General features: G+C 65.7%; 11 protein-coding genes. 8 read left to right on the plus strand and 3 right to left on the minus strand.

Annotation, left to right across the window (positions count from 1 at the left end; all coding sequences use genetic code 11):
* The 4 genes from C100_RS26750 to C100_RS26765 all read left to right on the plus strand — a co-directional run.
* The coding region (locus C100_RS26750; RefSeq protein WP_024018084.1) for an acetyl-CoA carboxylase biotin carboxyl carrier protein at positions 1–344 on the plus strand (344 nt) is incomplete at its 5' end.
* Positions 345–358: 14 nt separating this feature from the next.
* Complete coding sequence (gene accC, locus C100_RS26755) at positions 359–1,711, plus strand: acetyl-CoA carboxylase biotin carboxylase subunit (RefSeq protein ID WP_024018085.1); 1,353 nt, start codon at positions 359–361, stop codon at positions 1,709–1,711.
* Positions 1,708–2,052 (plus strand): arsenate reductase (glutaredoxin), encoded by a 345-nt coding sequence (arsC, locus tag C100_RS26760; protein WP_024018086.1) that lies wholly within the window; start codon positions 1,708–1,710, stop codon positions 2,050–2,052. Before accC ends, arsC begins: the two co-directional genes overlap by 4 nt.
* A gap of 110 nt (positions 2,053–2,162) precedes the next feature.
* Positions 2,163–2,912, plus strand: coding sequence for a ParA family protein (locus C100_RS26765; protein WP_024018087.1), 750 nt, complete (start codon positions 2,163–2,165; stop codon positions 2,910–2,912).
* Between the two features lie 24 nt (positions 2,913–2,936).
* Here the strand turns inward: C100_RS26765 and C100_RS26770 are convergent, their stop codons facing one another.
* Positions 2,937–5,231 (minus strand): putative bifunctional diguanylate cyclase/phosphodiesterase, encoded by a 2,295-nt coding sequence (locus tag C100_RS26770; protein ID WP_024018088.1) that lies wholly within the window; start codon positions 5,229–5,231, stop codon positions 2,937–2,939.
* Positions 5,232–5,359: 128 nt separating this feature from the next.
* The gene (locus C100_RS26775) at positions 5,360–7,081 is read right to left on the minus strand and encodes a fatty acyl-AMP ligase (protein ID WP_052028209.1); all 1,722 of its coding nucleotides are present in this window, start codon (positions 7,079–7,081) and stop codon (positions 5,360–5,362) included.
* Between the two features lie 188 nt (positions 7,082–7,269).
* Here C100_RS26775 and C100_RS26780 point away from each other — a divergent pair, with 188 nt between their 5' ends.
* Positions 7,270–7,794 carry a regulatory protein RecX gene (locus tag C100_RS26780; RefSeq protein WP_024018090.1) on the plus strand — a complete coding sequence of 175 codons (525 nt, stop codon included), beginning with the start codon at positions 7,270–7,272 and terminating at the stop codon, positions 7,792–7,794.
* Positions 7,795–8,244: 450 nt separating this feature from the next.
* Here C100_RS26780 and C100_RS26785 read toward each other — a convergent pair whose 3' ends face one another.
* Positions 8,245–9,030: a TerC family protein gene (locus tag C100_RS26785; protein ID WP_024018091.1), complete on the minus strand. Its 786-nt coding sequence runs from the start codon at positions 9,028–9,030 to the stop codon at positions 8,245–8,247.
* A gap of 129 nt (positions 9,031–9,159) precedes the next feature.
* On the opposite strand from C100_RS26785, the gene C100_RS26790 reads away from it, so the two are divergent.
* From C100_RS26790 to C100_RS26800, 3 genes are all read left to right on the plus strand, one after another.
* Positions 9,160–10,053: a tetratricopeptide repeat protein gene (locus C100_RS26790; protein WP_024018092.1), complete on the plus strand. Its 894-nt coding sequence runs from the start codon at positions 9,160–9,162 to the stop codon at positions 10,051–10,053.
* Between the two features lie 112 nt (positions 10,054–10,165).
* The gene (locus C100_RS26795; RefSeq protein ID WP_024018093.1) at positions 10,166–11,188 is read left to right on the plus strand and encodes a class 1 fructose-bisphosphatase; all 1,023 of its coding nucleotides are present in this window, start codon (positions 10,166–10,168) and stop codon (positions 11,186–11,188) included.
* A 369-nt stretch (positions 11,189–11,557) separates the two neighbouring features.
* On the plus strand, positions 11,558–13,420 hold the full coding sequence (locus C100_RS26800) for an acyltransferase family protein (protein ID WP_031308556.1): 1,863 nt from the start codon (positions 11,558–11,560) through the stop codon (positions 13,418–13,420).
* Positions 13,421–13,508: the final 88 nt, after the last annotated feature.

Below are 13,508 nucleotides of genomic sequence, written 5' to 3' on the forward strand. Positions count from 1 at the left end.
CGGCCGCCGCGCCCGCCGCCGTCTATGCCCCCGCTCCGGTCGCGGCGCCTGCCGCCGCCGCCGCCCCGGTCGCCGCCACGCCTGCCGCTGCCGACGCCGCCCTGCCTTCGGGCACCGTGGTCCAGTCGCCGATCGTGGGCACCGCCTATCTGTCCGCCGAACCCGGCGCCGCGCCCTTCGCGCGCGTCGGATCGCAGGTGAAAGCGGGCGAAACCGTCCTGATCGTCGAAGCGATGAAGGTCATGAACGCGATTCCCGCGCCGGTCGCCGGCACGGTGAAGGCCGTCCTGGTCGATAATGGTCAGCCGGTCGAATATGACCAGCCGCTGATCGTCATCGAATAAGGTCGCATACGCTTATGGCCATTGAAAAGCTGCTGATCGCCAATCGGGGCGAGATCGCGCTCCGCATCCACCGCGCCTGCCATGAAATGGGCATCAAGACCGTCGCGGTCCATTCGACCGCCGACGCCGACGCCATGCATGTGCGCCTCGCCGACGAAGCGATCTGCATCGGCCCGCCCGCCGCCAGGGACAGCTATCTGAACGTCGCCGCGATCATCTCGGCGGCGGAAATCTCGGGCGCCGACGCCATCCATCCGGGCTATGGCTTCCTCAGCGAAAACGCCAAGTTCGCCGAAATCGTCGAAGCCCATGGCATCGCCTTTGTCGGTCCCAAGCCCGAACATATCCGCACCATGGGCGACAAGATCGAGGCGAAGCGCACGGCCGGCGCGCTCGGCCTGCCGCTCGTCCCCGGCTCCGACGGCGCGGTCAGCGACCTTGAGGAAGCCAAGGCGATCGCCGAAGCTGCGGGCTATCCCGTCATCATCAAGGCGGCGTCGGGCGGCGGCGGTCGCGGCATGAAGGTCTGCACCTCGCCCGACAGCCTCGAAACGCTGATGCAGCAGGCCGGCTCCGAAGCGAAGGCCGCCTTCGGCGACGCCACCGTCTACATCGAAAAATATCTCGGCAATCCGCGCCATATCGAAATTCAGGTGTTCGGCGACGGCAAGGGCAACGCCATCCATCTGGGCGAACGCGACTGTTCGCTCCAGCGCCGCCATCAAAAGGTGCTGGAGGAAGCCCCCTCGCCCGTCCTGTCCCAGGCCGAGCGCGAGCGGATCGGCGGCATCTGCGCGAAGGCGATGGCCGATATGAGCTATCGCGGCGCGGGCACGATCGAATTCCTGTGGGAAAATGGCGAATTCTACTTCATCGAGATGAACACCCGGCTTCAGGTCGAGCATCCGGTGACCGAGATGATCACCGGCGTCGATCTGGTCCGCGAACAGATCCGCGTCGCCGAAGGCAAGCCGCTCTCGGTCGCACAGGATGAAATCCGCTTCACCGGCCACGCGATCGAATGCCGCATCAATGCCGAAGATCCCCGGACCTTCGCGCCTTCGCCGGGCACCGTCACCAGCTATCATGTGCCGGGCGGGATGCATGTGCGCGTCGATAGCGGCCTGTATCAGGGCTATCGCGTGCCGCCCTATTATGATTCGATGATCGGCAAGCTGATCGTCTATGGCCGCACCCGCGAAGGCGCGATCATGCGGCTGAAGCGCGCGCTTCAGGAATATGTGATCGAAGGGATGAAGACCACCATCCCGCTGCATCAGGCGCTGCTGACCGATCCCGACTTCCTCAACGGCGATTATACGATCAAGTGGCTGGAAGATTGGCTCGCCCGTGAGGGCGGCCAGTGAAGGCGACCATCTGGCATAATCCGCGCTGTTCCAAGTCGCGCCAGGCACTGGCGATCCTGGAGGAAACGCCCGGCGTCGCGGTGACGGTGCTTGAATATCTCAAGACCCCGCCCACCCGCGCGGAGATAGCGGCGGTGCTGGCCCAGGCCGGCGCCCGCCCCTCCCAGGCGGTGCGCAAGGGCGAAGCGGTGGCCAGGGAGATCGGCCTCGACACCGGCGACGACGCCACGGTGCTGGACGCGATGGCGCAACATCCGATCCTGATCGAACGCCCGGTCGTCATCACCGACAAGGGCGCCGTGATCGCCCGCCCGCCCGAAAAGGCGCGGGCGCTTCTGTAGCTGTCCGCCGGACAGACGCTGCCGCACCCGGCATGACCATCCGACCTCGCCCAATCAGCCCTTGATTTCAGCGCTTGCTTTGATGGTAGGACAAACTAGCGTGCCGGTTCATGGCAAAGGACAAGGCATTGGCGACCATCGCCGTCTACAGCCTCAAGGGAGGCGTGGGCAAAACCACATTCGCGATCAACCTCGCCTGGGCATCGGCCTGCATCTCGAAACGCCGCACCTTGCTGTGGGATCTCGACCCGCAGGCCGCGTCAAGCTGGCTCATCTCCACCGACCAGACCAGCCGCGACGCCGCGCAGGCGATCTTCAGCAAGGATGTGGAGGTGCGCAAGCTGATCCAGCCCTCGACCGTGCCGGGGCTGGACCTGATCGCCGCCGACACCTCCCTGCGCGGCCTTGACCATCTGTTCCGCGAAATGGACAAGAAGAAGCGGCTCGCGCGACTGATCGACAGCCTGGGCAAGGATTATGACCGCATCATCCTCGATTGTCCGCCGGGCCTCACCGAAACCAGCGAGCAGGTGCTGCGCGCCGCCGACCTGATCGTCATTCCCGTCATCCCGTCTCCCCTGTCGCAACGCGCCATGGGAGAGGTCGCCCGCTATCTGGTCCAGCGCGGCGGCGCGCAAGCGCCGATCCTGCCGGTCTATTCGATGGTCGATCGCCGCCGCAGCCTGCATCGCAAGGCGCTGGAGAGCCAGGCCGGATGGCACGCCATTCCGATGGCCAGCACCGTCGAACAGATGACCGTGCGCCGCAAGCCGCTCGGCGCCTTCGCTCCCGCATCCCCGCCCGCGCGGGCCTTCGCCGCGCTCTGGACGCAGGTGGAGCGTCAGATCAGCGAACGCTGACGGGACGGAACTTGCATGGAAGCTTCAGCCTGCGGCGCGCCGGGGCGCGGCCGGAAACAGGCGCGCGGCATCCTGCGCGGGCATCGGCCTCCCGAAATAAAAGCCCTGCACCTTGTTGCAGCCCAGTTGCCGGACCATCGCCAGCTCGGCTTCGGTCTCCACGCCCTCCGCCGTCGTCGTCATGCCCAGACTTTGGGCCAAAGTGACGACCGCGCGGATGATGGCCAGGCTTTCGGCCGTGTTACGGGACGCGCCGACGACGAAGCTGCGGTCGATCTTGATCGTGTTGAACCGCGTGCGGCTCAGATAGCCGAGCGAGGAATAGCCGGTGCCGAAATCGTCGAGCGAAAGCTGGACGCCCAGCGCCATCAACTGATCGAGCACGCGCAGCGCGCCGGCATCCTCGTTCATGAAGACGCTTTCGGTCACTTCCAGCTCCAGCCGCCGGGATTCCAGGCCGCTCTGCGCCAGCGCGGACAGGACCGCCGCGACGAAGCTGAGGTTGGTCAATTGCTCGGGCGACACATTGACGGCGATGCGCACATCCTCGGGCCAGTTGGCCGCCTCCATGCAGGCGGTGCGCAACACCCACTCGCCGATCGGCGCGATCAGCCGCGCCTCCTCCGCCACCGGGATGAACCGGGCCGGCGAGATCTGCCCCAACACCGGGTGGGTCCAACGCACCAGCGCCTCGAACCCCACGACGCATCCTTGCGCGGCATCGACGACGGGCTGATACAGGACGCGAAGCTGGTCCTTCTCCAACGCCTCGCGCAAAGCCAGTTCGAGCTGGTGCCGCTCCTCGGCCTGGGCGTGGAGCTGCGGCTCATAGGCGCAATGCACGCCGCCGCCCTCCGCCTTGGCGCGATAAAGCGCCAGATCGGCGCTGCGGATCAGTGTTTCTGAATCGACGCCATCGGCAGGCGAACAGGCCGAACCCACCGAAGCGCCGACATAGAGCATATGGGCATCGACCTGATAGGGCGCGGACAGGGCGCCGATGATCTGCCCGGCCAGCCGGGCAATGCCATGGCCGTCGCCGACCTGCGACATGACGACCGCAAATTCATCGCCGCCAATACGCCCGCAGAAATCGCCTTCCGCACAAATCTGCCGCAGCCGCCGCGCCACCTGGCTCAGCAGTCTGTCGCCGGTCTGGTGGCCCAGCGTGTCGTTGACCGCCTTGAACCGGTCCAGGTCGATCATCAGGAAGGCGCAGCCGGGCGACCGGGCGCGTCCCGCCGCCATCGCCTGGTCCAGCACCTCGCGCAAATGGCTGCGGTTGGGCAGGCCGGTCAGCGGATCGAACCGCGCCAGCTGGGCGATTTTCTCGGCCGATTCACGCTGGACCGTGACGTCCGATCCGACGCCGCGGAATCCTAGGAAAGCGCCGCTTTCGTCATAGCGCGGCGACGCCGACAGCTCCCACCAGCGCCACTGACCCTGAACTTCCACCGGCAGGACCAGATTGCTGAAGCTTTCCCGATGTTTGAGATGGTCGGCCAGGCTGTGCAGCCCCGCCGGGAAACGACCGCTCTCCCAGGCGCTGCCCGCCAGTATCTGTACCAGCGGCGCGCCCTCCAGCCGCTCCGGCTCCATTCCCAGCGTCTCGGCGAAGCGCCGGGACGCCCCGCTGATCCGGCGGGCCACATCGGTCTGCCACAACCAGTCGGAGCCGCCATCCTCATATTCACGCAGCAACAGGCTGACCACCTCGGTCTTTTCCGCCAGTTGGGCATGGGTGCGATGCTGCCGCGCCAATGTGCGCGCGTAGATGAAACATCCCACCAGCAGGGACAGCGCATAGCTGGTCGCCAGCGCGCGCAACGGCAACTGCCCGCCATCGTCGAACATCGCGAACAGGCCCAAAATGCAGGGCAGCAAAAAGGCTGTCGCGGCCAGCGGCGTGGCCGCATAGCTGATCGCCCCGCATACCATGATGCAGCTGACCAGCGTCCATAAAGCGACCAGTTCTTCCGTCTGCCCCATGTGCGACACCAGCATCATGCAGGCCGTCCATACGATCCCCTGGAGCAACGCGCCCAGGCCGTGGCGGCGCACATCCGCCGCCCCAGGCGCGCCGCGCCCTGTCCGCACGCCGCGATCCAGCCCCATGCCGACAAGGGTCGCGGCGATCAGCGCCGCGCTCCATCCGGCCAGCAGCACAGGGGAACAGCAATGGGAAAAGACCGGCCACACGAACAGCAGGCCACATATGTTCATGACGTGCCGCAACGGGCTGACGGCGTCGGCCGATCGCAGCTGCGCGGCCAGCACCCGCTCGCCCAGCGCATCGGTCGCCGGCGCCAGCCCCATCATGACGCGCAGCGATGCACGCTCCGGCCGATGATCCTGCGTTAATTGCTTCTGCCCGTTACCCACAGCCCGGCATATAGCAGCTGCGGGTTAGCAATCGGTAACTCGCCCGACCGGGACCCTATCAGCGTTCAGGCGGCGATGTCATAGGGCCGGATCTCGCCGGTCAGGTAGAGATTGCGCGCCTTGGACCGGCTGAGCTTGCCCGAACTGGTCCGTGGCAATGTGCGCGGCGGCACCAGTTCGACGACGCAATTCATGCCGGTGATGGCCCGCACCCGCTCACGGATCTGGTCGCGCAGGCGCGAGCGCTCCTCATTGTCCGACGTGCGGCAATGGACCAGCACGGCGGGCGCTTCCTCGCCGCCCGGCGTCGTGATGGCGAAGGCGGCGATGTCGCCCTGCTTGAAACCGGGCAGTTGCTCCACCGCCCATTCAATGTCCTGCGGCCAGTGATTCTTGCCGTTGATGATGATCATGTCCTTGGCGCGGCCGACGATGTAGAGATAGCCGTCGCTCAGATAGCCCATGTCTCCGGTATCGAGCCAGCCATCGGCCATGCAGGCTCTGGTCGCTTCCTCGTCGCGGAAATAGCCGACCATCAGCGACGGGCCGGTGGTCCACACCTTGCCGATCTGCCGTTCCTTCAACAGGCCGCCATCTTCGTCGCGGATTTCCACGATCATGTCCTTGGCGGGTTTGCCGCAATTGACGATCGACCGGAAACGCTGCGGCCGCCCTTCGGTGGCATGGCCGCCCGACAGGTCGGTTTCCTCGACCAGTTCCACGATAATGCCCTCGCCCGGCGGCATGATGGTGACGGCCAGCGTCGCTTCGGCCAGGCCATAGCTGGGCAGGAACGCCCTGGGGCTGAACCCCGCGTCGGCGAAGGCATCGACGAAGCTCTGCATCACGTCGGGCCGGATCATGTCCGCGCCATTGCCCGCCAGGCGCCAGCGCGACAGGTCGAACCGGTCCTGCGCCTTGGTCTGGCTCGACATGCGCCGCGCGCAAATGTCATAGCCAAAGGTCGGCGAATAGCTGATCGACGTGCCTTCATTGCGGCTGATGAGGTCCAGCCACGCCAGCGGACGGCGGGCGAAATCCTCGGTCTTCATATAGTCGGTCGACACCTGGTTGGCGACGACCGACAGGAAGCAGCCGACCAGCCCCATGTCATGATACCAGGGCAGCCAGCTGATGCAGCGGTCGCTGTCCTGCACCTGCATCCCGTGGCTGTGCGACGACAGGTTGCTCAGCAGCGCATGGTGCGTCACCGCCACGCCATGTGGGAAGCGGGTCGATCCGCTCGAATATTGCAGATAGGCGATCTCGTCGCCCTTGGCCTGCGGCAGGGCGACGGGCGTCGCCTCGCGCGCCAGGAAATCCTCGAACGCGATGCCTTCCACGCTGCGCAGGTCGCCGGCCGCGCCCGCCATGTCGGCCAGTTCCTGCGGAAAGAGGAACAGCATCGGGTCGCAGCTCGAAAGCTGGACGACCAATTGGTCGATATAGCTTTCCTTGCCGCCAAAGCTGGTCGGCAGCGGCAAAGGCACCGGCCAGGCGCCGGCATAGACGATGCCGAAGAACAGCTGCGCGAACTCCGGGCCGGTCTCGGCGACCAGCGCCACGCGGTCCAGCGGCTTGACGCCATGGGCGATCAGCCGGTGCGCGCAGGCGACGGCGTCGTCACGCAGCTCGCTGAACGGATAGGGCCGCGCCAGATTGCCCCGCGCGTCGTGAAAGTTGAGGCCACGTCGCCCCTGCGCCGCATAGTCCAGCGCCTCGCCCAGCGTCTCGAAATCGGAGAGGCGGCGCGGCAGATCGTCAGTGGTCGGCGTCGGTGCCATCATCTCTTGCGAACCCGTCATATTGGTTTCACCCAATGTTCTAAAACTTGCGAAAGCGCGGCCGCTAGCAGCTTTGATCGCCACTTGCACCGGATAGTTGCATTCCAGCCTCGCTTTCTAGCCGACAAGGCGCGGTAAAATTCCGGCCCGACTGTGGCATAAACATGGCGCTTGGGCCATGTTGATACGATATGGCCGGAAAACGCCTCCCCACGCCGCTCGATGAGGCTGCTTTGCGCGACCTGGCGCTGCGCCATGTCGCGCGTTTCGCCACCAGCCGGGGCAAGTTGCTGGCCTATCTCAACCGAAAATTGCGCGAACGCGGCTGGGGTGGCGAGCGGCCCGCCGATCCCGAAACACTGGCCGACCACTTCGTCGATCTCCATTATATCGACGATGCGGGCTATGCGGCGATGAAAAGCGCCTCGCTCGCCCGTCGCGGCTATGGCGCGCGCCGGGTGGAGGAGGAGTTGCGCGCAGCCGGCATCGCGCAAAGCGACCGCGAACAGGCCGACGCCCAGACTCGCAGGGACGCCTGGAGCGCCGCCGACCGCTTCGCCCGCCGCAAGCGGCTCGGCCCCTATGCGGTCGGTCCGCTCGACCCCCGGCAACGCGAAAAGGCGATCGCCGCCTTTCTGCGCGCGGGCCATGACTATGCGCTCGCCCGCCGCTGGGTGGACGCCGCGCCGGGCCAGGAGATGGTAGAGGAAGAATGATCCCCCGCCCGGCGGGCCATAAAATCCTCCCCAAGCTTGCTTGGGGAGGGGGACCGCCGCAGGCGGTGGAGGGGGAAATGCGCGAAGCCCCCCTTCCAGGGAACGGCGCGAGCGCAGCGAGCTTCGACCTTGTCGACAGCAAATCGCCACGGACGCGCCGCGCCCCCGGCCCCGCCGCCGCATCTTCCAATGTAGGATTTTCTCTGGTCTATCCTTGCCGATGGACCCACTCGCCACCCTCATCCCCCCTGCGCGCGACCATCGCGCCGGTGGCGCATCACTGGCGCGTCACTGGCGCGTGGGTGGCGCGTCAGTGAGGCGCCAGTGATACGTCAGTGTGACCCAACCGGCGCGTCGGCGACGCCTCGCCGACGCTTTGCAGGCGCTTCCCCGGCGCAATTGCTCCGAAAAGGCCGACGACACTGTGAACTTCGCCGGTGGCGCGTCGCGTCAGCCCTGGCCCTTGCGCATCTTCGCCCGCCGGGCGAAAATGTTGAGCACCTCGACCAGCGTCGAAAAGGCCATGGCGGCATAGATATAGCCCTTGGGCACATGCACGCCGAAACCGTCCGCGATCAGCACCGCGCCGATCATCAGCAGGAAGCCCAGCGCCAGCATCACCACGGTCGGGTTGCGCGCGATGAAGTTGGCAAGCGGATCGGCCGCCAGCAGCATCACCGTCACCGCAACGACCACGGCGATGACCATGATCGCCAGATTGTCTGTCATCCCCACCGCCGTCAGGATCGAATCGAGCGAGAAGATCATGTCGAGCAGGATGATCTGGACGATCGCCGCGCCAAAGCTGATGGACGCCACCCCGCGTTTGTCGAGTATGTCGTCGCTGCCCGTCGGATCGACATTATGATGGATTTCCTTGGTCGCCTTCCAGATCAGGAACAGGCCGCCGGCAATCAGGATCATGTCGCGCCACGAAAATTGCGTCTCGAACGTCGGCGCGCCATGGCTGTCGATCGGACCGTTCAGGCCCAGGTCGAACACCGGCTGCGTCAGGCCGACGATCCAGGCGATCATCGACAGCAGCACCAGCCGCATTCCCAGCGCCAGGCCGATGCCGATTCGCCGCGCTTTGGGTCGCTGCGCCTCGGGCAGCTTGTTGGTCAGGATGGAAATGAAGACCAGGTTGTCGATACCCAGCACCACCTCCATCACCACCAGAGCGATGAGCGCCGCCAAAGCGGCCGGATCGGTGAAGGCGGTGATGAGACTATCCATGCTGCTCCCCTGCGGTCGAAATCGACAGCCTATCAAAACGGCGCAGTCTCGCTACCGTTCCTTTGTTGCTGCTTGATGCCGGGACGCCGCTTTTATATGGCTGACGCCGTTCCACGGGGGGGATCATCAATGCGCTTCATTCTTTGTTTGGCGGCACTCGGCGTCGCCGCGCCGGCCCATGCGGAAATCTTTGAAATGGTCGGGCATTTTCCTGCGGCCTATCGGGACGTCAGCCTGGCCCGCAGCATCGGGATCGACCGGATTGCAGGGCGCGACGGCATGGCGCTGTCGCTGGCGATCGAACAGCAGCTTGGCCGCCGCGGTCCCGATGGCCAAGCCTATTATGACCTCATCGCCTTGTCCCGTCGCGGCCCGGGCGCCGACGCCGTCATCACCGGCCTGGCGGACGCCCGCATAAGCAGGAATGACGTGAAGCGGCAGGTCGAAAACTGCGTCGAAAAACAGGGCAGCGTCTGCAAGAAGAAGGAGAAGGTAGAGGCCACCTGCCTGGAGGAAGTGATCAGCTTCTCCTCCACCCTGCGCGTGGCGGACAGCGATGACGGCCGCATCCTCTACACCCAGACCCGGCCGCAGAGCGAGCGGCTCGTCACCTGCCCCGGCGACAAGCGGCAGCGCGATTCCAAGGACAGCATCGCGCGGATGGTCAAGACCGCCGCGGATCGTTTCGCCGACGACATCGTGCCCCGCCACGAAAGCTACCGCATCCGCCTGCGGGAAGGACGCGATGGCATGGACAAGGCCATGGGACAGGCGTTCAAGGACAGCGTGAAACTCTCGCAGCGCGATCCCGCGACGGCCTGCGACCAGTGGCGCGAGATGGACGCAGCGACGCCCGACCACCCGTCGATCCTGTTCAACCTTGGCCTATGCGCTGAACGGGACGGCGACTATGACGCGGCCGAACAGCTTTACGCCCGCGCCGGAGCGCAGGACGATGTGGCGCGGGCACGCGACCTGACCGTCGGACGCGACGATGCGCAACGGCGCATGGACGGGCAGTGACGCTGCGGCTGGACTTGTCGGCTGGACTTGGCGCATTGGCTGCCGTAGCGACAGCGCGTGTGCAGATCCCGCGGCGCGCGGCCGCACCCTTATCCCTTGCGAGAGGCGGCTTATGACCAGAACCACCCTGACTCGTTTCCTGATCGAACAACAACGCAACTCCGGTGCGCTGCCCGGCGAACTGCGCCTGCTGATCGAAACCGTCGCCCGCGCCTGCAAGGTGATCAGCTTTTCGATCAGCAAGGGCGCGCTGGGCGAAGTGCTGGGCAGCCTCGACAGCGAAAATGTGCAGGGTGAGGTCCAGAAGAAGCTGGACGTGATCGCCAACGAACTGCTGCTCGACGCCAATGAATGGGGCGGCCATCTGGCGGCGATGGCGTCGGAGGAGATGGAAACCATCTATCCCATCCCCAATCGCTATCCCAAGGGCGAATATCTGATGCTGTTCGACCCGATCGACGGGTCGAGCAATGTCGATGTCGACCTGTCGGTCGGCACCATCTTCTCGGTTCTCAAAGCGCCCGACGCCTGTGCCGGCCGCGACGTGACGGAGGATGATTTTCTTCAGACCGGCCGCCACCAGGTCGCGGCGGGCTACGCCATCTACGGCCCGCAGACGCTGCTGGTGCTCAGCGTCGGCACCGGCGTCTTCGAATTCACCCTCGACCGGGAAGTCGGCAGCTGGGTGATGACCGACCCGGACATGAAGATGCCCCAGGGCAAGTGCGAATTCGCCATCAACATGTCCAACCGTCGCCAATGGTCGCCGGCGATCGCCCGCTATGTCGATGAACGGGTGATGGGCGCCGCCGGCCCGTGCGGTCAGGATTATAATATGCGCTGGACCGCCTCCATGGTCGCGGACGTCCACCGCATCCTCAAGCGGGGCGGCATCTTCATGTATCCCTATGACCACCGGACGCCCGGCAAGGCGAAGCTGCGACTGATGTATGAAGCCAATCCCATGGCCTTCCTGATCGAACAGGCGGGCGGTGCGGCCAGCGACGGCTTCATCCCCATCATGGACGTGGAAGCGAAGGGGCTGCACCAGCGCGTCGGCGTGGTGCTGGGCGATACGGCAGAGGTAGAGGCCGTGGCCGCCTATGGCCGGGAAGCCGAGGCAATGGCGGACTGAAGGGAAAGAAGATGGGGGAGAGCGCCGGTCAAAGCGCTCCATCCCCCAGCCATGCCCAGCCTGCCGGTCTTACCGGCGGCTCCTCTCCAGAAACTTTTTTTGGTGGCTCGGCATGAGCAAGAACCCTCTAGCCCAGCGGAATGACAAAAAAAAGGCTGATCCGAAGACCAGCCGCAAAGTTTTTAGGAGAGGATGCCTGAAAGGCACAGTCCTTTTGTCCCGCCGGCCGTTTTTGTGCAACTGCGAAGGGCGAAACCATGGTTGCAGAATGTGCAACCGCCTTCCCGGCCGGATATCGGCGGGGGCGGGTAAAGCAAATGTCAGGGCTTTGGCGCTAGGCCCGGCCGGATGCATGGATCAGCGACCCCCATGGCGGGCATCGACCACCCGATTCGCTACCGGCGCGACATTGACGGCCTGCGCGCCGTCGCCATCCTGCCGGTGCTGCTGTTCCACGCCCATGTGCCCGGCTTTTCCGGCGGCTATGTCGGCGTCGACATCTTCTTCGTCATATCCGGCTTCCTGATCACCGGCATCATCGCCCGCGAAGTGGATGAAGGCCGCTTTTCCCTGGTCCATTTCTACGAGCGCCGCTTCCGCCGGATCATCCCCGCCCTGGCGCTGATGATCCTGGTCACGCTGGGATGCGCGGCATGGCTCTATCTGCCGGGCGACCTGGACGGCGTGCCGAAATCGGCGCTGGCCGCGACCCTGTTCGCTTCCAACCTGTGGTTCTTCACCGACACCGGCTATTTCGCTGGCGGAGCGGACGTCAAACCGCTGCTGCACACATGGTCGCTTGCGGTCGAGGAACAATATTATATCGGCTTTCCGGTCCTGCTGATGCTGCTCGCCCGCTATGCGCCGCGTTGGCGCGCCGTGGTGCTGACGCTGATTGCGGCGGGATCATTGGCGCTCGCGATCATCCTGCAACGTGACACCAGCGGCTTCACCTTCTACCTCCTGCCCACCCGCGCCTGGGAATTGTTCGCGGGGGGCTTGCTCGCGCTGGGCGTCCTGCCCGCCATCAACCGCCGCTGGATCGGCGAACTGGTCGCCTGGGGCGGCCTGCTCGCCATAGCCCTGGCCGTCACTTTCTACAATCGCGACACGATTTTCCCCGGCTTGACGGCCCTGCCTCCGGTGTTGGGCGCAGCCGCTCTGATCCATGCCTCGCCGGGCACCAGCGTCGGGCGGCTCCTGTCGCTGCCGATATTGGTCGGCATCGGCCTCCTGTCCTATTCGCTCTATCTCTGGCACTGGCCGCTGATCGTCTTCACCGAATATGCCACCGACGCGCCGCTGTCGGGCGCGACCCGCCTGATCGTCATGGCGGCCGCGCTTCTGGCAGCCGCATTGTCCTGGCGCTTCGTCGAACGCCCCTTCCGCAGCCGGGCGCGCGTGCCGGCGCGAACAGTCTTCCGTTTCACGGCCGCCGCCATGGCGCTGCTCTGCCTGTCTTCGCTCGGCCTGATGGCAATGGGAGGATGGCCCTCCCGCTTCGCCGCGCCGGTGCTGGCGCAGATCGCGGGGCAACAGGATTTCAGCCCGACGCGCAAACGCTGCCACGACAGCTATATGCGTGGCGCATCCCCCTGCATCCTGGGTGCCGCGACTCACCCCGACGCCATGTTGTGGGGCGATAGCCATGGCGTGGAACTGGCCTACGCACTGTCGCTGGAGGCAAAGAGGCGGGGCCGTGCGCTCATCGAACGCACGACCTCAAGCTGCCCGCCGGTCCTGGACTATGAGGCGAAGGACGCGCGTTGCGCGGCCGCAAATCGCGCCGCTTTCGCCGCCCTGCGCGCCGATCAGGGCATCCGTCGGGTCTATCTGGCCGCCTTCTGGGCCAATGGCGACTTCGACGCGCCGGATTTCGTCGCCAGGCTCGACCGGACCATCGCCGCGATCCGGGCCGAAGGGCGCGAGGTGGTGTTGATCGGCCCGGTGCCGCCCCATCCCTTCGACGTGCCGCGCCATCTCGCCCATCTGGCGCGCGCCGGACGAATGGATCAGGCGCAGGGCGTGAGCCGCGCCTGGGTCGATGCGCGCACAGTGCATCTGCGCGCGCTTTTCACCCGCTGGCAGGTGCGCGGCGTCAGGTTGATCGATCCGGTCAAGGCGCTATGCGCTACGGACCGCTGCGCCATCGAGGCTGAGGGAAAGCCGCTCTATTTCGATTCGCACCATCTGAGCGTCGCCGGCGCCCTGCGCGTCATCCGCGACGGCTGAGATTTTGTTTGAGAAAGACGGTTCCAGCCCGCGCCCCCGCCCAACCGCCCGACAGAATGACACTGGATCGGGCGGTTGGGCGGGGGCG

Source organism: Sphingobium sp. C100 (assembly GCF_000508185.1).
GTDB lineage: Bacteria > Pseudomonadota > Alphaproteobacteria > Sphingomonadales > Sphingomonadaceae > Sphingobium.

Bases quoted from the DNA above. Each gene is read 5' to 3' on its own strand.
- C100_RS26795 (WP_024018093.1), top strand. From the start codon at position 10,166: ATGACCAGAACCACCCTGACTCGTTTCCTGATCGAACAACAACGCAAC.
- C100_RS26785 (WP_024018091.1), bottom strand. From the start codon at position 9,030: ATGGATAGTCTCATCACCGCCTTCACCGATCCGGCCGCTTTGGCGGCG.
- C100_RS26800 (WP_031308556.1), top strand. From the start codon at position 11,558: ATGGCGGGCATCGACCACCCGATTCGCTACCGGCGCGACATTGACGGC.
- C100_RS26770 (WP_024018088.1), bottom strand. From the start codon at position 5,231: ATGATGGGGCTGGCGCCGGCGACCGATGCGCTGGGCGAGCGGGTGCTG.
- C100_RS26765 (WP_024018087.1), top strand. From the start codon at position 2,163: ATGGCAAAGGACAAGGCATTGGCGACCATCGCCGTCTACAGCCTCAAG.
- C100_RS26780 (WP_024018090.1), top strand. From the start codon at position 7,270: ATGGCCGGAAAACGCCTCCCCACGCCGCTCGATGAGGCTGCTTTGCGC.
- accC (WP_024018085.1), top strand. From the start codon at position 359: ATGGCCATTGAAAAGCTGCTGATCGCCAATCGGGGCGAGATCGCGCTC.
- C100_RS26775 (WP_052028209.1), bottom strand. From the start codon at position 7,081: ATGATGGCACCGACGCCGACCACTGACGATCTGCCGCGCCGCCTCTCC.
- C100_RS26790 (WP_024018092.1), top strand. From the start codon at position 9,160: ATGCGCTTCATTCTTTGTTTGGCGGCACTCGGCGTCGCCGCGCCGGCC.